The organism is Kitasatospora sp. NPDC036934 (assembly GCF_055608425.1).
The window spans coordinates 38026-57435 of record NZ_JBVJQR010000012.1; the positions used below are offsets into that span (position 1 = coordinate 38026).

The following is a 19410-nucleotide window of genomic DNA, read 5'->3' on the forward strand; positions in this document are numbered from 1 at the left end:
CCGGGCGGCCCCTCCCAACCGGAGCCACGACGTCTCCGACCTACGGAGTAGAGCGGATCGCCCTACCGGCGGACCTGGGCACCTCGCGCGACTGCCTAGGCTGGACACGTGCATCGACTCAACGCCTGGCTCCGCCGTCACCCCATGGTGGTCGACGCCGTCTGGGCGTCGATCGTGCTCCTCCTCGGCCTGCTGCCGAACGGCGACTTCCCCGACGACGGCTGGGGCCTCGACTCCGAGCTCCTGATCGCGGTGCTGCTGCCGCTGCTGATGGTCTTCCGCCGGCGCTTCCCCGACGTCACCGTGGCCGCGGCCACCGGCATCGGCCTCGGCCAGGTGGCCGCCGACGTCACGCCGGGCGGCTCCGCCATCGCCTACCTGGTGTTCGCCTACACCGGCGCCGCCTTCGGCCAGAAGTGGACCTCCCGGCTCGCCCTGGTGGCCGGCCTGGCCGCCGGGCCGCTGGAGTTCTGGCGGCTGCACCCGACCAAGACGGTCTCCACCGGCGGCGGGCACTACGTCTCCCGGTCGTTCGGCCTCGGCGAGTCGGTGCTGTACGCCCTGCTGATGAGCACCCCGTTCATCCTCTGCTGGGCCTGGGGCCGGCTGACCAGGGTGCGCCGCGCCTACCTGACCGAGCTGGAGGACCGCGCGGCCCGGCTGGAGCGCGAGCGGGACGCCCAGTCCAAGGTGGCGGTCGCCGCCGAGCGGGCCCGGATCGCCCGCGAGCTGCACGACGTGGTCGCCCACAACGTCTCGGTGATGATCGTCCAGGCCGACGGCGCCGCCTACGTGCTCGACAACTCCCCGCAGCAGGCGAAGGAGGCGCTCGGCACCATCGCCTCCACCGGACGGCAGGCCCTGGTCGAGATGCGCCGCCTGCTGGGCGTGCTGCGCACCGCGGACACCGCCGAGGAGTACGTCCCGCAGCCGGGCGTCGAGGAGCTGCCGGACCTCCTGGAGCAGGTCCGCACCGCCGGGCTGCAGGTGGACTACGCGACCTCCGGGCACCCGCGCGAACTGCCGCGCGGCGTCGAGCTGACGGTCTACCGGATCGTCCAGGAGGCACTGACCAACGTCCGCAAGCACGGCGGCCCCGACGTCCACGCCCGGGTCGCGGTCGACTTCGGCGACCGCGAGCTGGCCGTCCTGGTCGAGGACGACGGCCGCGGCAGCACCGACGAACAGCTGGCCGCCGGCGGCACCGACGGCCTGGGCCACGGCCTGATCGGCATGCGCGAGCGGGTCGGCATGGTCAGCGGGAGCCTCGACGTGGGCCCCCGCCCCGGCGGCGGCTTCCGGATCCGCGCCGTCCTCCCGCTCAAGACGGCGCACTAACCCCCCGCCCCCTGTTAGGAGCCACCTTGACCATCCGCGTGATGCTCGTCGACGACCAGGAGCTGCTGCGCACCGGCTTCCGGATGATCCTCCAGTCGCAGGGCGACATCGAGATCGCCGCCGAGGCGGGCGACGGCGCCCAGGCCGTGGAGCTGCTGCGGCACACGAAGGTGGACGTGATCCTGATGGACGTCCGGATGCCCCGCCTGGACGGCGTCCAGGCGACCCGCCGGATCTGCCTCGCCGAGGACGGCAGCCCGCTGCCGGACGCCCCGCACGTGCTCATCCTCACCACCTTCGACCTGGACGAGTACGCCTTCGCCGCGCTCAAGGCCGGGGCCAGCGGCTTCCTACTCAAGGACGTCCCGCCGACCGAGCTGGTGGCCGCGATCCGCGCGGTGCACGGCGGCGACGCCGTGGTCGCCCCGACCACCACCCGCCGGATGATCGACCGCTTCGCCGAGGTGCTGCCCACCTCGCAGAGCGCCACCGGCTCGGACGTCCTGGGCCCGCTGACCGAGCGCGAGCGGGAGGTGTTCCTGCTGGTCGCCCAGGGCCTGTCGAACGGCGAGATCGCGGCCCGGCTGGTGCTCTCCGAAGCCACCGTGAAGACCCACGTCGGCCGGATCCTGGCCAAGCTGGGGCTGCGCGACCGGGTCCAGGCGGTGGTGCTGGCGTACGAGGCGGGGCTGATCCGGGCCGGGGCCTCGGACTGATCCGGGCCGGGGCCTCCGACTGGGGCCGCCCGTACACTGGGGCGGTACGTCCGGTACCCGCAGATGGACCGGAACGGTCATTCAGGACAAGGGTGGACATGGACTCGTCCGACTTCGCCGACTCCGGTGAGTTCGCCCCGCTCGCCGACGGCCTCGGCGACCCGGCCTTCGGAGATCCCCGCGACCCCGGCAACCGCCCGGCCCGGCTGGCCGTCGGCGTGGTCGGCACCGGCCGGGTCGGCCCCGCGCTGGGCGCCGCCCTGCAGCTGGCCGGGCACACCGTGGTCGCCGCATCCGGGGTGTCCGGCACCTCCCGCCGGCGCGCCGAGGCGCTGCTGCCGGGCGTGCGGATCGTCACCCCGCCGCAGGTCATGGCCGCCGCCGACCTGGTCCTGCTGACCGTCCCGGACGACGCGCTGGCCGACCTGGTCACCGGGCTGGCCGCCACCGGCGCGGTCCGCCCCGGCCAGCTGCTGGTGCACACCTCCGGCGCGCACGGCGTCGGCATCCTGGAGCCCGCCACCCGGGCCGGGGCGCTGCCGCTGGCCCTGCACCCGGCGATGACCTTCACCGGCACCTCCGTCGACCTCGCCCGGCTGGCCGGCTGCCCGTTCGGGGTGACCGCCCCCGAGGAGCTGCGGCCGGTCGCCGAGGCCCTGGTGGTGGAGATGGGCGGCGAGCCCGAGTGGGTCCCCGAGGAGGTCCGCCCGCTCTACCACACCGCCCTCGCCCACGGCGCGAACCACCTGGTCACCCTGGTCGCCCAGGCGATGGACCTGCTGCGCACGGCCGGCGTCGCCGAGCCCGGCCGACTGCTCGGCCCGCTGCTCGGCGCCGCCCTGGACAACAGCCTGCGCTCCGGCGACGCGGCCCTCACCGGCCCGGTCGCCCGGGGCGACGCGGGCACCGTGCGGCGCCACCTGGCGCAGCTCAGTACGGTGTCCCCGGACATCCCGGCGGCCTACCGCGCGATGGCCCGTGCCACCGCCCAGCGGGCGCTCGCCAACGGAACGATCGACGACGCGTCGGCGGCGGCGCTGCTGGACGTACTGAACGAGGAGAAGCGCTAGATGGCACGCGGTAAGCAGCCGAGCAAGGCCCAGCGGGCGCCGAAGGTCCACCGGGCCGTGGTCACCCACACCGTGGACGACTTCGAGGCCGCGTTCTGGCCGGACGAGCAGCCGGTGGACAACGCCGTGGTGATGACCATGGGCGCCCTGCACGAGGGCCACGCCGCGCTGATCCGGGCCGCCCGCAAGCAGGTCGGCCGGGAGGGCCGGGTCGCGGTGACGGTCTTCGTCAACCCGCTGCAGTTCGGCCCGTCCGAGGACCTGGAGCGCTACCCGCGCACCCTGGACGCCGATGTGAAACTGGCCGAGGAGAACGGCGCGGACGTGGTCTTCGCGCCGTCCGTCGACGAGGTCTACCCGAACGGCGAGCCCCAGGTGCGCCTGGCGGCCGGCCCGATGGGCGAGCGCTTCGAGGGCGCCACCCGCCCCGGTCACTTCGACGGCGTGCTGACCGTCGTCGCCAAGCTGCTGCACATCACCGACCCGGACTTCGCGTTCTTCGGCGAGAAGGACGCCCAGCAGCTGGCCCTGATCCAGCGGATGGTCGCCGACCTGGACTTCGACGTCGAGATCGTCGGCGTGCCGACCGCCCGCGAGGAGGACGGCCTGGCGCTGTCCTCGCGCAACCGCTACCTCTCCGAGGAGGAGCGCGGCCAGGCGCTCACCCTGTCCAAGGCGCTGTTCGCCGGCCGGGACGTCGCCGCGCAGGGCCCGAAGGCCGTGCGCGAGGCCGCCTCCGCCGTCCTGGACGGCGCCGAGGGCGTCACCCTCGACTACCTCGCCCTGATCGACCCGCACGCCTTCACCGAGGCGGCGGACGACTTCCAGGGCGAGGCGGTGCTGGCCGTCGCCGCGAAGGTGGGCTCGACCCGCCTGATCGACAACGTCCGCATGATCGTCCGGTAGCACCGACGGCTCGTCCGGCGGCACCGGCAGTAAGAACCCCCCTTCAGGCATGCACTCACAGGAGGCGTGACCCGCAATGCTCCGCACCATGCTCAAGTCCAAGATCCACCGGGCCACCGTGACCCAGGCCGACCTGCACTACGTCGGCTCGGTCACGGTGGACGAGGACCTGCTCGACGCCGCCGACCTGCTCCCCGGCGAGCTGGTCCACATCGTCGACATCAACAACGGCGCCCGGCTGGAGACCTACACCATCGCCGGCCCGCGCGGCACCGGCGTGATCGGCATCAACGGCGCCGCCGCCCGCCTGGTCCACCCGGGCGACCTGGTCATACTCATCGCCTACGGGCAGATGGACACGGCCGAGGCCAAGGGCTACGAGCCGAAGGTCGTCTTCGTGGACGAGCGGAACCGGATCACCGGCCTCGGCGGGGACCCGGCCGAGGCCCAGGAGGGCACCGGACTGCTCCGCGGGGACGCGGCGTACCGTGGCGAAGACGGCGCGGTCACCGCCGCCACGCGCTGAAGGAGCCACTGAGCCATGTCCGTTACCCATCGCCTCACCGCCCCGAACCCCGGGTGGACCGCCACCACCGACGTGGTCGTGGTCGGCTCCGGGGTGGCCGGTCTCACCGTCGCCCTCAACGTCCGCAAGGCCGGCCTGCGGGCCATGGTGGTCACCAAGTCGATGCTGGACGAGGGCTCGACCCGCTGGGCCCAGGGCGGCATCGCGGCCGCCCTGGGCGAGGGGGACACCCCCGAGCAGCACCTGGACGACACCCTGGTGGCCGGCGCCGGCGTCTGTGACGAGGAGGCCGTCCGCACCCTGGTCACCGAGGGCCCGGACGCCGTCCGCCGGCTGATCGCCACCGGCGCCCTGTTCGACCGGGGCGAGGACGGCGAGGTCCTGCTGACCCGCGAGGGCGGCCACCACCGCCGCCGGATCGTCCACGCGGGCGGGGACGCGACCGGCGCCGAGGTGTCGCGCGCCCTGGTCGCCGCCGTCCGCACCGACCCGGGCATCGAGCTGATCGAGCACGCGCTCGTCCTCGACCTGCTGACCGACGCCGAGGGCCACGCCGCCGGGCTGACCCTGCACGTGATGGGCGAGGGCCAGCGCGACGGCGTCGGCGCCGTCCGGGCCCGCGCGGTGGTGCTCGCCACCGGCGGCATGGGCCAGGTCTTCTCCGCCACCACCAACCCGGCGGTCTCCACCGGCGACGGCGTGGCGCTGGCGCTGCGGGCCGGCGCCGCCGTCACCGACCTGGAGTTCGTCCAGTTCCACCCCACCGTGCTCTGGCTGGGCCCGGACGCCGAGGGCCAGCAGCCGCTGGTCTCCGAGGCGGTCCGCGGCGAGGGCGCCCACCTGGTCGACGCGGACGGTGTCCGCTTCATGGTCGGGCAGCACGAGCTGGCCGAGCTGGCCCCGCGCGACGTCGTCGCCAAGGCGATCACCCGGCGCATGCAGGAGCAGGGCGCCGAGCACATGTTCCTGGACGGGCGGCACTTCGGCGCCGAGATGTGGGAGCACCGCTTCCCGACCATCCTCGCCTTCTGCCGCGCCAACGGCATCGACCCGGTCACCGAGCCGATCCCGATCGCCCCGGCCGCGCACTTCGCCTCCGGCGGCGTCCGCACCGACCGGCACGGCCGCACCACCGTCCCCGGCCTGTACGCCTGCGGCGAGGTCGCCTGCACCGGGGTGCACGGCGCCAACCGGCTGGCCTCCAACTCGCTGCTGGAGGGCCTGGTCTTCGCCGAGCGGATCGCCGCCGACCTGGCCGGCCGGCACGCGGCCGGCGAGCTGCCCGAGCGCGCGGTCGACGTCGGCGCCGCGCGCGCCGCGCGGCCCGTCCCGCTGCCGCCGTCCGAGGCCCGGGCGGAGGTCCAGCGGCTGATGTCGCGCGGCGCGGGCATCCTGCGCTCCGCCGCCTCGATGGCCGACACCGCGGCCGGGCTGGCCCTGCTCGCCGAGCAGGCTCACTTCCACGTGGCCGAGGAGAAGCCGGCCGATCCCCGGGTGGAGACCTGGGAGGCCGCCAACCTGCTGCTGGTCGCCACCGCACTGGTCGCGGCCGCCGCGCAGCGCGAGGAGACCCGCGGCTGCCACTGGCGCGAGGACTTCCCCGAGCGCGACGACGCCCACTGGCGGCGCCACCTGATCACCACCCTCGCCGCTTCCGGCGACCCCGTCAGCACCCCCGAGGAGCAGTAGAACCATGACCCACTCGCACGAGGAACTCCCGCTGGCCGACCAGGGCGGCTGCGGCGACGGCTGCGCCTGCGGGGACGGCGAGGGCTACGAGACCGGCCTGGACCCGCAGCTCGCCGAGCTGCTGGAGGCGGCCGGGCTGGACCCGATCGAGGTCGAGGACATCGCCACCCTGGCGCTGGCCGAGGACCTGGCCGGCGGCGAGGACGTCACCTCGGTCGCCACCGTGCCCGCCGAGGCCGTCGCGACCGCCGACTTCACCGCCCGCCAGGCCGGCGTGGTCGCCGGTCTGCGGGTCGCCGAGGCGGTCGTCTCGCTGGTCTGCGAGGAGGAGTTCGAGGTCGAGCGGCACGTCGAGGACGGCGACCGGGTGAAGGCCGGCCAGGTGCTGCTGTCGGTGCGCTCCCGCACCCGCGACCTGCTGACCGCCGAGCGCAGCGCGCTCAACCTGCTCTGCCACCTGTCCGGCATCGCCACCGCGACCCGGGCCTGGGCGGACGCCCTGGAGGGCACCGGCGCGGTCGTCCGGGACACCCGCAAGACCACCCCGGGCCTGCGCGCGCTGCAAAAGTTCGCGGTCCGCTGCGGCGGCGGCGCCAACCACCGGATGGCGCTCTCGGACGCCGCCCTGGTGAAGGACAACCACGTGGTCGCGGCCGGCGGCGTGGCCGAGGCCTTCCGGGCCGTCCGGGCCGCGTACCCGGAGCTGCCGGTCGAGGTCGAGGTGGACGAGCTGGCGCAGATCCCGCCGGTGCTGGACGCCGGGGCGGACCTCATCCTGCTGGACAACTTCACCGTCGACCAGCTGAAGGAGGCCGTCGCGCTGGTGGCCGGCCGGGCGAAGCTGGAGGCCTCCGGCGGACTGACCCTGGCCAGCGCGCGCGAGGTCGCCCAGACTGGTGTCGACTACCTGGCCGTGGGCGCGCTGACCCACTCCTCGCCGATCCTGGACATCGGCCTGGACCTGCGCGCCTGACCGTCAGGTCGAGAGCGGTTCCTGCCCCGACCCCGTCCCGACTCGCAGAAAGCGTCCCCGTGCTCCTCACCATCGACGTCGGCAACACCCAGACCACACTCGGCCTGTTCGACGGCGATGAAGTGGTGGAACACTGGCGGATCTCCACCGATCCGCGCCGCACGGCCGATGAACTGGCGGTGCTGCTGCAGGGGTTGATGGGCAACCAGACCGCGGTCCGGGAGGCCGCGGTGGAGGGCCTGGCGATCTGCTCCTCCGTCCCCGCCGTGCTCCACGAGCTCCGCGAGGTGACCCGCCGTTACTACGGCGACGTCCCCGCGGTGATCGTGGAGCCCGGCGTGAAAACCGGGGTGCACGTCCTGATGGACAACCCCAAGGAGGTCGGCGCGGACCGGATCGTCAACGCACTGGCCGCCAACCACCTGTACGGCGGCCCGTGCATCGTGGTCGACTTCGGCACCGCGACCACCTTCGACGCCGTCAACGCCCGCGGCGACTACGTCGGCGGCGCGATCGCCCCCGGCATCGAGATCTCGGTCGAGGCGCTCGGCGTCCGCGGCGCCCAGCTGCGCAAGATCGAGCTGGCCCGCCCGCGCAACGTGATCGGCAAGAACACCGTCGAGGGCATGCAGTCCGGCATCCTCTACGGCTTCGCCGGGCAGGTCGACGGCCTGGTCGAGCGGATGGCCCGGGAGCTGGCCAAGGACCCGGACGACGTCCAGGTGATCGCCACCGGCGGCCTCGCGCCACTGGTCCTCGGCGAGGCCGCCACCATCGACGAGCACGAGCCCTGGCTGACCCTGATCGGCCTGCGCCTGGTGTACGAGCGCAACCGACCGACGAGCTGAGCCCGGCCGGGCCGATCGTGCGGAATTCCGCGCGACGTTACCGACAAATCGGATATTCGTCACGTAGTGTCAGCCCATGCCTACGCCACACGGATCGCGCGGCGGCATGGCCTTCAGCGCCGACGAAGTCCGCGTGCTGCGCCGAGCCCTCGCCCAAGCCCTGCACCCCGCAGTCCCCGTCCACCTCCAGCTGCCCGACCGGACGGCGTTCGCCGGGCCGGGCGCCGAACTGTGGGCCGAGGACGTCCAGGACGCCCTGCGCCTGACCGAGGCGATCGACGAGGCCGTCCAGGAGGGCGGCCGACTGCGCGCCTTCCTGCTCGCCGACCTCGGCCGCTACCGCGCCGCCCTCCCCGGCAGCGCCGCCGGCTACCTGGAGCGGCTGGAGGAGGCCGTGACCGACGGCTACCTGCCCGGCCCCGAGGACCTCACCGCGCTGCGCGGGCTGTCCCGCCAGCCCTGCGGCCACGGCGAGCGGGCCCGCCGCTCCCGACTGGCCGGGCGCTGCCACGCACTGGCCGAGGCCGCCGTCCGCGAGCGGCTCGCGCTCACCACCGGGCACCCCCGCCACCTGGTGGCCGTACCGAACCCCGCCGCACCACCGAGCAGTCACCCCACCCCTGTAGGAGGACGGACCACGATGAGCAGCACCGACTCCCGGGACTCCCGCCCGGAGCAGCCCGCCGCCGCGCAGACCCCGCCCCGCCCGCACCGGATGCCCACCCCGGCCGAACTCTTCGGCCGCCGCCCCAAGCCCCCGGCCCCCTCCGCCCCACCGGCCGACCAGTCCCCCGAAGAGATCGAACTCCGCACCGGCACCGGCTGATCCCGCCCCGCCCAGCCCCCGGAGGGGAGGCCGTCGGGTCGACGGCCTCCCCTCCGGTGTCATCCGGTCGCGGAGCACGGTGTACGGCTGGCTACCCTTGTGGGGTGAGCGATCAGAGTCTTGTTCCCGCGACCGACGACCTTCCCGAGCAGATGCGCGTCCGGCGCGAGAAGCTGGACCGGCTCCGGGCGGCCGGGGTCGACCCGTACCCGGTCGGATTCCCCCGTACCAGCACCATCGCGGACCTGCGTGCCAAGCACCCGGACCTCGAGCCCGACACCGCGACCGGCGAGCGCGCCGGGATCACCGGCCGGGTGATCCTGTCCCGCACCGGCGGCAAGCTCTGCTTCGCCACCCTGCGCGACGGCAGCGGCGACCTCCAGGTGATGCTCTCCCTGGACAAGCTGGGCGCCGAGCGGCTGGCGGCCTGGAAGGCCGACATCGACCTCGGCGACCAGGTCGGCGTCGAGGGCGAGGTGATCACCTCCAAGCGCGGCGAGCTGTCCGTGATGGTGGACCGCTGGGAACTCACCGCGAAGTGCCTGCGTCCGCTGCCGGACAAGCACAAGGGCCTGACCGACCCGGAGGCCCGGGTCCGCCAGCGCTACCTCGACCTGATCGTGAACCCCGAGGCGCGCGAGATCCTGCACCTGCGCAGCAAGGTCGTCCGCTCGATCCGCCGCACGTACGAGGACCGCGGCTACATCGAGGTCGAGACCCCGATGCTGCAGCCGGTGCACGGCGGCGCCAACGCCCGTCCGTTCAAGACGCACATCAACGCGTACGACATCGACCTCTACATGCGCATCGCCCCCGAGCTGTACCTCAAGCGGCTGGTGGTCGGCGGCGCCGAGAAGGTCTTCGAGATCAACCGCAACTTCCGCAACGAGGGCGCGGACGCCACCCACAACCCCGAGTTCACCTCGCTGGAGTCGTACGAGGCGTACGGCGACTACAACACCCAGGCCGAGCTGATCCGCGAGACGATCGTCAACGCCGCCCGGGACGCCCTGGGCACCACGGTGATCAAGGGCGTGGACGCGCACGGCGTGGAGCACGAGATCGACCTGGCCGAGCCGTGGGAGGAGGTCGGCGTCTACCCGGGCATCTCCGCCCACCTGGGCGTCGAGGTCACCCCGGAGACCACCGTCGAGGAGCTGCGCGCGCTGGCCACCGAACACGGCATCCCGTTCGAGAAGGACTGGGGCCACGGTCAGATCGTGCTGGAGATGGTCGAGCGGCTGCTGGAGGAGAACGCCGTCCGGCCGACCTTCATCAAGGACTACCCGACCGAGGTCTCCCCGCTGACCCGCCAGCACCGCTCGGTCGCCGGCGTGGCCGAGAAGTGGGACCTGGTGATCTTCGGCACCGAGATCGGCACCGCCTACTCCGAGCTGGTCGACCCGGTCGAGCAGCGCGCCCGGTTCACCGCGCAGTCCCTGCTGGCGGCCGGCGGCGACGTCGAGGCGATGCAGCTGGACGAGGACTTCCTGCGTGCCCTGGAGTACGCGATGCCCCCCACCGGTGGCCTCGGCCTCGGCGTGGACCGCCTGATCATGCTGCTGACCGGCAAGAACATCCGGGAGACCGTGCTCTTCCCGCTGGTGAAGCCGGAACCGAAGGCTTCCGCCGCGACGGCGGAGAAGACCGAGGAGGACTGACCTGATGGACTACGTCAGCGCGATCGTGCCGCCGCTCGTCATGGCGATCGGCTTCGGATTCCTGGTGCGGGCCATCGTCCGCAGCCAGGGCGGGGCCCAGAAGGCCAAGGAAGACCTGGACTGATCGACTGACGCCGTCAGCCGCCCGAACCACCGCGCGCCGTCATTCCCGATTCCCGGGGGTGGCGGCGCGCCGGTTTGGCGCACTTCACAAGATTTGCCCCATTCACTCCCTATCCTGGCCGGACTATGGTCCGGCAACTCGGCGAACTTGAGAACGCCATCATGACCCGGGTGTGGCGGTGGAACCGACCGGTGACGGTTCGCGAGGTTCTCCTGGATCTGCAGTCGGAACGCGAAATCGCGTACACCACGGTGATGACCGTCCTGGACAAGCTGCACAGAAAGGGCTGGTTGCGCCGCGAGCGGGCCGGCCGGGCCTATCGATATGAACCGGTCTCCTCGCGCGAGGCGTACACGGCGGCCCTGATGAACGACGCCTGGGCCACCAGCGACAATCCCGCGGCGGCGCTGGTCCACTTCTTCGGCCTGATGTCGCCGGAGCAACGCGAGGCACTGCGGGACGCGTTGCGGGTGGCGGCTCTGTTCCCGTCCGATCCGCCGGCCGCGGAATCCCCCGCGGACGGCCCGGATACCGGCGGAGCTGATACCGGCGGGACCGCGCCGGGCGCGACGCGATAACGTCCCGCCATGGAGGTCACCATCCGCCGCGCGCGGACCACGGACGTACGGACCGTACGCGGGCTCATCGACGCCTACTCGCGCGACGGCATTCTGCTCGACAAGCCCACAGTCACACTGTTCGAATCCGTCCAGGAGTTCTGGGTCGCGGAACGCGACGACAACGGCGTGGTGGTGGCCTGCGGCGCCCTGCACGTGATGTGGGAGGACCTCGCCGAGGTCCGTACGCTCGCGGTCGATCCGTCCTGCCGGGGCTTCGGGATCGGGCACCTGCTGTTGGAGAAGCTGGTGCAGACGGCTCGCTGGCTGGGCGTCCGTCGGATTTTCTGCTTGACGTTCGAGGTTCCGTTCTTCGCGAAACACGGTTTCGTCGAGATCGGAGAGCTCCAGGAAACCGATGATGGTACGACAGACCCGGCGGCGATCGCTACGGATGTCTATGAAGAACTTCTCCGCTCGTACGATGAAGGTGTCGCCGAGTTCCTTGACCTGGAGCGAGTGAAGCCCAACACACTGGGCAACTCACGCATGCTGCTGCACCTCTGAGCGGCTCCGAGCCGGTCAAGGGTTTGTGTTTTCCGGAGAAAGGCGCTTTCCTTTCCTTAGGCAATGGGTCGTTTAGCGGAAAGGGAAGCCCGTGGCACAGAGGGTGCAGGTCATTCTTGAAGACGATCTCGATGGCGGTTCGGCGGACGAGACGGTGACGTTCGCGCTCGACGGCGTTGCCTACGAGATCGACCTGAAGAGCGCCAACGCGGACAAGCTGCGCGGTCTGCTGGCGCCCTACCTGGAGAAGGGCCGCAAGCAGAGCGGCCGGCTCGCCGGCACCCGGCGTCCGGGCCGCGGCACCGCGGCCCGCCCGTCCGGCAGCGCTCCCGACACCGCGAAGATCCGCGCGTGGGCCAAGGAGCAGGGCATGGAGGTCAACGACCGCGGCCGGGTGCCGAGCACCGTCCGCGAGGCCTACGACAAGGCCAACGCGGCCTGACCCCGGCGCCACCGGCCCGCCGGAGCGGATGCGGGGCCCCGGCGACCGCGTACGGCACTGACGACACACGCGCGGGGCGCGGAGGGGTCCCCTCCGCGCCCCGCGGCGCGCGCCCGGACGACCGGGGCGCCACCGGTGCCGGCAGCCGCGTCGGCACCGGCGGCCGGGGCGGCGGGCTCGGGCGGCGGAACAATCACGAGCTGTGCAACGCTGTAGGGGCGAAGCGGTAACGCGGACACCCCGGGACGGCGTACAACCGGCCCCGGCCGCCGTCGAACCAGCGCCACCGCGGCCCGACTTCTCGCCAGGCGAACACCGCCACCGCGGAAACTGCGCGAGAACCGCCCCGATACCGGGTATGAATGCAGGTGGACGGGTTCTTCGACCTGTCCAGGGGCAGCATGTACGACCGGCCGGAGTGGATCCGGCTCCGCCCCGGCGGCTCTTGTTCGCCGATGGCGTAGCGGATTCCGGTGCATCCGGCCCACCTGTGGGAACACCGATTCCCAGCATCAGGTTGGGATTGGTGTCGGCTGGTCGCGCAGCATCTCGCTCCTCTACCGGGGGAGTGAATCCGTGGGCCGCGCCGCTGAGCGGGACTAGCATGCGGAAGGACAGGGCGGGGACGGACCCCGAACTGCCCGACCGCTCTGAGGAGCGATAAACGATGTTCGAGAGGTTCACCGACCGCGCGCGGCGGGTTGTCGTCCTGGCTCAGGAAGAAGCCCGGATGCTCAACCACAACTACATCGGCACCGAGCACATCCTCCTGGGTCTGATCCACGAGGGCGAGGGCGTCGCCGCCAAGGCCCTGGAGAGCCTCGGGATTTCCCTTGAGGCGGTGCGCCAGCAGGTCGAGGAGATCATCGGCCAGGGCCAGCAGGCCCCGTCCGGTCACATTCCCTTCACCCCCCGGGCGAAGAAGGTCCTGGAGCTGTCGCTCCGGGAGGCCCTGCAGCTCGGCCACAACTACATCGGCACCGAGCACATCCTGCTCGGCCTGATCCGCGAGGGCGAGGGCGTCGCCGCCCAGGTCCTGGTGAAGCTGGGTGCCGACCTCAACCGGGTGCGCCAGCAGGTCATCCAGCTGCTCTCCGGCTACCAGGCCAGCGGCGGCAAGGAGTCGGCCACGGCTGGCGGGCCCGCCGAGGGCACTCCGTCGACCTCGCTGGTCCTGGACCAGTTCGGGCGCAACCTCACCCAGGCCGCCCGCGAGGCCAAGCTCGACCCGGTCATCGGGCGCGAGAAGGAGATCGAGCGGGTCATGCAGGTGCTGTCCCGCCGCACCAAGAACAATCCGGTCCTGATCGGTGAGCCCGGCGTCGGCAAGACCGCCGTGGTCGAGGGCCTGGCGCAGGCGATCGTCAAGGGCGAGGTCCCGGAGACGCTCAAGGACAAGCAGCTCTACACGCTGGACCTGGGCGCCCTGGTGGCCGGCTCGCGCTACCGCGGTGACTTCGAGGAGCGCCTGAAGAAGGTGCTCAAGGAGATCCGCACCCGCGGCGACATCATCCTGTTCATCGACGAGCTGCACACCCTGGTCGGCGCGGGCGCCGCCGAGGGCGCCATCGACGCCGCCAGCATCCTCAAGCCGATGCTGGCCCGCGGCGAGCTGCAGACCATCGGTGCCACCACCCTGGACGAGTACCGCAAGCACCTGGAGAAGGACGCCGCGCTGGAGCGCCGCTTCCAGCCGATCCAGGTCGCCGAGCCCTCGCTGCCGCACACCATCGAGATCCTCAAGGGTCTGCGCGACCGCTACGAGGCCCACCACCGGGTCTCCATCACGGACGCCGCCCTGGTCGCCGCCGCCACCCTGGCCGACCGGTACATCTCGGACCGCTTCCTGCCGGACAAGGCGATCGACCTGATCGACGAGGCCGGGTCGCGAATGCGCATCCGCCGGATGACCGCGCCGCCGGACCTGCGCGAGTTCGACGAGAAGATCGCCGACGTGCGCCGCGAGAAGGAGAGCGCGATCGACGCGCAGGACTTCGAGAAGGCCGCGTCCCTGCGCGACGACGAGAAGCAGCTCCTGCAGGCCAAGGCCAAGCGCGAGAAGGAGTGGAAGGCCGGCGACATGGATGTCGTCGCGGAGGTCAACGAGGAGCTCATCGCCGAGGTCCTGGCCACCGCCACCGGTATCCCGGTCTTCAAGCTGACCGAGGAGGAGACCTCCCGACTGCTGCGCATGGAGGACGAGCTGCACAAGCGCGTCATCGGCCAGAAGGACGCCATCAAGGCGCTCTCCCAGGCCATCCGGCGCACCCGTGCGGGCCTCAAGGACCCGAAGCGCCCCGGCGGTTCGTTCATCTTCGCCGGCCCGTCCGGCGTCGGTAAGACCGAACTGTCCAAGACGCTCGCCGAGTTCCTCTTCGGCGACGAGGACGCGCTGATCGCGCTCGACATGTCCGAGTTCTCCGAGAAGCACACCGTCTCCCGGCTGTTCGGCTCCCCGCCCGGCTACGTGGGCTACGAGGAGGGCGGCCAGCTGACCGAGAAGGTCCGCCGCAAGCCGTTCTCGGTCGTCCTCTTCGACGAGGTCGAGAAGGCCCACCCGGACATCTTCAACTCGCTGCTGCAGATCCTGGAGGACGGTCGCCTGACCGACTCCCAGGGCCGCGTGGTCGACTTCAAGAACACCGTCATCATCATGACGACCAACCTCGGCACCCGGGACATCTCCAAGGGCTTCAACCTGGGCTTCGCGGCCACGGGTGACACCCAGACCGGGTACGAGCGGATGAAGGCGAAGGTCGGCGAGGAGCTCAAGCAGCACTTCCGCCCCGAGTTCCTGAACCGCGTCGACGACATCGTGGTGTTCCACCAGCTGTCCGAGGAAGACATCATCCAGATCGTCGACCTGATGATCGACAAGGTGGACGAGCGGCTCAAGGACAAGGACATGGGCCTGGAGCTCAGCGTCGAGGCCAAGAAGCTGCTGGCCAAGCGCGGCTACGACCCGATCCTGGGTGCCCGTCCGCTGCGCCGCACCATCCAGCGCGAGATCGAGGACCACCTCTCCGAGAAGATCCTCTTCGGCGAGCTGCGGGCCGGCCACATCGTGGTCGTCGACGTGGAGGGCGAGGGCAAGGAAGCCAAGTTCACCTTCCGCGGCGAGGAGAAGTCGGCCGTCGCGGACACCCCGGCCGCGGTCGCCTCGTCCGGTCCGGACCTGACGAAGTAAGCCAACATTTAACAGACAACTTCACAGCCACCGAGCCCCCGGCGTTCGCGCCGGGGGCTCGGTGCGTTCCGGCGCCGGTCCGCTCCCCTGACCAGGGCTCTCCTGACCGGATCCCGCCTGACCGGGCGTCAGCTGACGGAAAATCGGTCAGCATAGCGCCGTGGCCATGTCAGGGTCAAGGTCTATCTTTTCCCGCCCCACTTCGGTCAAATGACGTCCACCTGTCTTTCATATTGGTTTACCGGGCCTTGGCCAAGAGTCGGCTCGGTCGGGGAGGGCGTCACAACGTTGAAGACCACCAGGAGAGCCGCAGCGGTCACCACCGCGGCGGCGGTCATAGTCACGCTCGGCGCGGGTCTGTTCCCGAGCAGCGCCGTCGCGGCCGGCTCGGCACCGGTTCCGAGGGACCCCGCCGACGCCGTCCAGTCCGTCAACACCGAGCACAACATCCCGGGCCCGCTGACCGCCAAGGTCGACGCCGAGAAGAAGGCCGCCACCGAGCAGCTGCTCAACGGCACCGCCCAGGTCGAGCAGCACAACGGCAGCACCAGCGTGAAGCTCGGCAAGGACAAGTACGTCGAGCTCGCCCGTGAGCGCACGGACAAGATCTTCACGATCCTGGTCGACTTCGGTGACCAGGTCGACAACACCACCAAGACCGCCGACGGCAAGGTCAAGTACGGCGGCGAGGCCGGCCCCAAGCACAACGAGATCGAGGCGCCGGACCGCGCCACGAACAACTCGACCGCCTGGCAGGCCGACTACAACCAGCAGCACTACCAGGACCTGTACTTCTCCAAGGACAAGCCCTCGCTGAAGACCTTCTACGAGAAGCAGTCCTCGGGCCGCTACTCGGTCGACGGCGTGGTCTCGGACTGGGTCCGGGTGCCGTGGAACGAGGCCCGGTACGGCTCCGACTACTGCGGCTCCAACGTCTGCGCGAGCGCCCAGGACCTGATCCGCGACGCCGTCGACATCTGGTACAAGGACCAGCAGGCGAAGGGTCAGACCGACGCCCAGATCAAGGCGACGCTGGCCCAGTACGACCAGTGGGACCGCTACGGCTCGCACCACGACGGGAACTTCAACCAGCCCGACGGGTACATCGACCACTTCCAGATCGTGCACGCCGGTGAGGACAAGTCGGCCGGCGGCGGCAAGCAGGGCAGCAAGGCCCTGTGGGCCCACCGCTCGTACGTCTACGGCAACCTGACGGGCCAGGCCGGCCCCGACGGCAACAAGCTCGGCGGCGTCCAGGTCGGCAACTCCGGCCTCTGGATCGGCGACTACACGATGCAGCCGGAGAACGGCGGCCTCGGCGTCTTCGCCCACGAGTACGGCCACGACCTCGGTCTGCCGGACCTCTACGACACCGCCGGCAAGGGCATCGACAACTCGGTCGGCTTCTGGTCGCTGATGTCCTCCGGCTCCTGGCTCGGCGAGGGCAAGGACAGCATCGGCGACATGCCGAACGACCTCGACGCCTGGAGCAAGTACCAGCTCGGCTGGCTGAAGGTCGACCGCGCCAAGGCCGGCACCGAGTCGACCCACCACATCGGCCCGGTGGAGTACAACACCAGCCTGCCGCAGGCGCTCCTCGTCGACCTGCCGAAGAAGAGCATCACCACCGACATCAACAAGCCCTTCGGGGGCAACAGCGAGTGGTGGAGCGGCAGCGCCGACAACCTGAACGTCACGCTGACCCGCGAGATCGACCTGACCGGCAAGGCCAAGGCCAGCATCAACGCCAAGGCCTGGTACGAGCTGGAGCAGGACTTCGACTACGCCTTCGGCGAGGTCTCCACCGACGGCGGCAAGACCTGGACCGTCGTGGACGGCACCTGGAACGGCGCCGCGCTCCCCAAGGAGAACGGCCGCCCGGCCCTCAGCGGCCAGGCCGCGGCCTGGGGTGACCTGTCGTTCAACCTGGACGCCTACGCCGGTAAGAAGATCCAGTTCCGCTACCACAACACCACCGACGGCGGCCTGCACTACCGCGGCCTCGCGGTGGACAACATCGCGGTGACCGCCGACGGCGCCACCGTGTTCAGCGACGACGTGGAGAACGGCGACAACGGCTGGACCGCCGCCGGCTTCACCCGCTTCGGCGGCTCGTACACCAAGGACTACGCGCAGTACTACATCGCGGAGAACAAGCAGTACGTGTCGTTCGACCAGACGCTGAAGACCGGCCCGTACAACTTCGGTTCGGCCGCCAAGCCCGGTTGGGTCGAGCACTACTCGTACCAGCCCGGTCTGCTGATCTGGTACTGGGACGAGTCGCAGACCGACAACAACGTCAGCGCCCACCCGGGCCACGGCCTGGTGCTGCCGGTCGACTCGCACCCGGCTCCGCTGAAGTGGACGGACGGCACCCTGATGCGCCCGCGCATGCAGGGCTTCGACTCGACCTTCGGTTCGCGCCGCGTCCCGGCGCTGACCCTGCACAAGGCCGACGTCGAGACGGTCATCCCGAAGTCCAAGGGCGTCGACGAGTTCTCCGACCTGAAGTCGTGGTGGTCGAAGGACAACCCGTACAGCGGTGTCGACGTGCCGAAGACCGGCACCAGCATCGAGGTCGAGAACGAGTCCGCGAACTACCTGGAGACCTGGATCCGGGTCCGCCCGGTCGACAACTGATCGTCCTGACGGTCAGGCCGTGATCGCGCGGCACTGAAGTCTCCCCGTCCGGCCCGTCCCCGCCATCGCGCGGGGGCGGGCCGGACGCTTTTCCGGCGGCGGTTCAAACCCCGCCACCGGGTGGCACTCGTCACAGCGCTCCGGGGTGGTACGACCGGGCCTAGTAGTCGGGCGGGGCGGGCCACCCGCGCGGACCGGGCCGGTCGCAGGCGGTGCGATCTCATGATCATTACGCCATCGAGCTGAATCCGGGTGCCGCTGCCGACTACACGGGGTAGTACGTCACCGTTTTTGAGGCTCCGCTCGGTGACGGTTAAAGCTGAGTGGTCCCCCGCTCAGCGCAGCGCCCCGTCGGGCGCTTCACGCTGCTGCCCCCGTACGACCGTGAGGTGCGACCGGCGATGTCCAACGTTCCGCCCGTGGGACCGGCCCTGCGCCGGCTCGCCGTCCGTGCGACGGCCCAGGCGGCCGTCTGGCAGCCGCGGATCGGCCAGGCCGTCCGCAGCCACGCCGTCCCGCCGCTGCGGCTGCTCGCCACGCCCCGGCACACCACCCTGCCGGGCAGCCGGCAGCGCACCGAGCACGACCAGGCACTGGTCTCGGCCGGAGCGGCCGTGGCACTGCTGGCGGGCGTGCTGCTGGCGGCCGTACCCGGCAGCGCCGCGGCGCAGACCGTACGGCCGACCACCCCGGGCAGCTCGGCCTTCACCGCGCCGCGGGCGGAGGTGCCCAGCCCGGGCCTGGTGCAGGTGGCCGGGCCGAGCCCGTACAAGCTGCCGGACGACGCCGCCTCGGCGCAGGCTTTCGTGGCGGTGGCGCCCAACCTGCAGCCGCTCGAACCTCCGGTCGCCGAGCCCGCTCCCGCCGACGCTCCCCCCGCGCGGCCGGAGGCCGCACCGGCCCCCGCGGCCGCGCCGGACTGGTCCGCGCCGGCGCCGGACGCGCCGACCAGCAATCCGTACGGGGTCGCCGACTCCGGGTATGCCGCCGGGTACCACACCGGGGTGGACTTCGCGGTGGCCCCGGGCACGCCGGTGCTGGCGGTCGGCGACGCGACCGTGGTGTCGGCGGCCTGGGACGGCGCGTACGGCAAGGAGGTCGTCCTGCGGCTCGCCGACGGGCACTTCGCCCAGTACGCGCACCTGTCCGCACTCTCGGTCTCGCCGGGCGACCACGTGGCGGCCGGCGAGCGGGTCGGGCTGTCCGGGAACACCGGCAACTCCACCGGGCCGCACCTGCACTTCGAGATCCGCACCAGCAACCGCTACGGCGCGGTGGTGAACCCGATCGCCTACCTCTCCGAGCACGGCGTCACGGCGTTCTAGAGTCCGCCTCGTCGG

General features: G+C 71.5%; 16 protein-coding genes. All 16 read left to right on the forward strand.

Features of this window, described 5'->3' with window-relative positions; translation table 11 throughout:
• Positions 1-108 precede the first annotated feature (108 nt).
• Positions 109-1338, forward strand: a complete 1230-nt coding sequence (locus ACZ7BZ_RS19570) for a sensor histidine kinase (RefSeq protein WP_470359351.1) — start codon at positions 109-111, stop codon at positions 1336-1338.
• Between the two features lie 26 nt (positions 1339-1364).
• Entirely contained in the window at positions 1365-2054 is a 690-nt protein-coding gene (locus tag ACZ7BZ_RS19575) for a response regulator (protein ID WP_470359352.1), read from the forward strand.
• Positions 2055-2152: 98 nt separating this feature from the next.
• Complete coding sequence (locus tag ACZ7BZ_RS19580) at positions 2153-3124, forward strand: Rossmann-like and DUF2520 domain-containing protein (RefSeq protein WP_380456218.1); 972 nt, start codon at positions 2153-2155, stop codon at positions 3122-3124.
• Positions 3125-4030, forward strand: coding sequence for a pantoate--beta-alanine ligase (panC, locus tag ACZ7BZ_RS19585; protein WP_380456216.1), 906 nt, complete (start codon positions 3125-3127; stop codon positions 4028-4030). It begins immediately after the preceding gene.
• Between the two features lie 76 nt (positions 4031-4106).
• Positions 4107-4556 carry an aspartate 1-decarboxylase gene (panD, locus tag ACZ7BZ_RS19590; protein ID WP_380456214.1) on the forward strand — a complete coding sequence of 150 codons (450 nt, stop codon included), beginning with the start codon at positions 4107-4109 and terminating at the stop codon, positions 4554-4556.
• Positions 4557-4571: 15 nt separating this feature from the next.
• Positions 4572-6245, forward strand: a complete 1674-nt coding sequence (locus tag ACZ7BZ_RS19595) for an L-aspartate oxidase (RefSeq protein WP_470359353.1) — start codon at positions 4572-4574, stop codon at positions 6243-6245.
• A 4-nt stretch (positions 6246-6249) separates the two neighbouring features.
• Entirely contained in the window at positions 6250-7218 is a 969-nt protein-coding gene (gene nadC, locus ACZ7BZ_RS19600) for a carboxylating nicotinate-nucleotide diphosphorylase (RefSeq protein ID WP_470359354.1), read from the forward strand.
• Positions 7219-7277: 59 nt separating this feature from the next.
• The gene (locus ACZ7BZ_RS19605; RefSeq protein ID WP_470359355.1) at positions 7278-8066 is read left to right on the forward strand and encodes a type III pantothenate kinase; all 789 of its coding nucleotides are present in this window, start codon (positions 7278-7280) and stop codon (positions 8064-8066) included.
• A gap of 76 nt (positions 8067-8142) precedes the next feature.
• A complete protein-coding gene (locus ACZ7BZ_RS19610; protein ID WP_470359356.1) occupies positions 8143-8892 on the forward strand; it encodes a hypothetical protein in 750 nt (249 codons plus the stop codon).
• Positions 8893-8996: 104 nt separating this feature from the next.
• A complete protein-coding gene (gene lysX / locus ACZ7BZ_RS19615) occupies positions 8997-10553 on the forward strand; it encodes a bifunctional lysylphosphatidylglycerol synthetase/lysine--tRNA ligase LysX (protein WP_465739468.1) in 1557 nt (518 codons plus the stop codon).
• A gap of 249 nt (positions 10554-10802) precedes the next feature.
• Complete coding sequence (locus ACZ7BZ_RS19620) at positions 10803-11255, forward strand: BlaI/MecI/CopY family transcriptional regulator (protein ID WP_380456202.1); 453 nt, start codon at positions 10803-10805, stop codon at positions 11253-11255.
• Between the two features lie 9 nt (positions 11256-11264).
• On the forward strand, positions 11265-11801 hold the full coding sequence (locus ACZ7BZ_RS19625) for an amino-acid N-acetyltransferase (RefSeq protein WP_380456200.1): 537 nt from the start codon (positions 11265-11267) through the stop codon (positions 11799-11801).
• Positions 11802-11892: 91 nt separating this feature from the next.
• Complete coding sequence (locus ACZ7BZ_RS19630; RefSeq protein WP_380456198.1) at positions 11893-12243, forward strand: histone-like nucleoid-structuring protein Lsr2; 351 nt, start codon at positions 11893-11895, stop codon at positions 12241-12243.
• A 667-nt stretch (positions 12244-12910) separates the two neighbouring features.
• Positions 12911-15430, forward strand: a complete 2520-nt coding sequence (locus ACZ7BZ_RS19635; protein ID WP_380456196.1) for an ATP-dependent Clp protease ATP-binding subunit — start codon at positions 12911-12913, stop codon at positions 15428-15430.
• Between the two features lie 288 nt (positions 15431-15718).
• On the forward strand, positions 15719-18070 hold the full coding sequence (locus tag ACZ7BZ_RS19640; protein WP_470359357.1) for an immune inhibitor A domain-containing protein: 2352 nt from the start codon (positions 15719-15721) through the stop codon (positions 18068-18070).
• Between the two features lie 401 nt (positions 18071-18471).
• Complete coding sequence (locus ACZ7BZ_RS19645) at positions 18472-19395, forward strand: M23 family metallopeptidase (RefSeq protein ID WP_470359358.1); 924 nt, start codon at positions 18472-18474, stop codon at positions 19393-19395.
• The last annotated feature ends 15 nt before the right edge of the window (positions 19396-19410 follow it).

Coding starts and splice junctions, on each gene's coding strand:
- ACZ7BZ_RS19645 (WP_470359358.1), top strand. CDS start 18,472: ATGTCCAACGTTCCGCCCGTGGGACCGGCCCTGCGCCGGCTCGCCGTC.
- ACZ7BZ_RS19635 (WP_380456196.1), top strand. CDS start 12,911: ATGTTCGAGAGGTTCACCGACCGCGCGCGGCGGGTTGTCGTCCTGGCT.
- ACZ7BZ_RS19620 (WP_380456202.1), top strand. CDS start 10,803: ATGGTCCGGCAACTCGGCGAACTTGAGAACGCCATCATGACCCGGGTG.
- ACZ7BZ_RS19595 (WP_470359353.1), top strand. CDS start 4,572: ATGTCCGTTACCCATCGCCTCACCGCCCCGAACCCCGGGTGGACCGCC.
- nadC (WP_470359354.1), top strand. CDS start 6,250: ATGACCCACTCGCACGAGGAACTCCCGCTGGCCGACCAGGGCGGCTGC.
- ACZ7BZ_RS19610 (WP_470359356.1), top strand. CDS start 8,143: ATGCCTACGCCACACGGATCGCGCGGCGGCATGGCCTTCAGCGCCGAC.
- panD (WP_380456214.1), top strand. CDS start 4,107: ATGCTCCGCACCATGCTCAAGTCCAAGATCCACCGGGCCACCGTGACC.
- ACZ7BZ_RS19625 (WP_380456200.1), top strand. CDS start 11,265: ATGGAGGTCACCATCCGCCGCGCGCGGACCACGGACGTACGGACCGTA.
- ACZ7BZ_RS19580 (WP_380456218.1), top strand. CDS start 2,153: ATGGACTCGTCCGACTTCGCCGACTCCGGTGAGTTCGCCCCGCTCGCC.
- panC (WP_380456216.1), top strand. CDS start 3,125: ATGGCACGCGGTAAGCAGCCGAGCAAGGCCCAGCGGGCGCCGAAGGTC.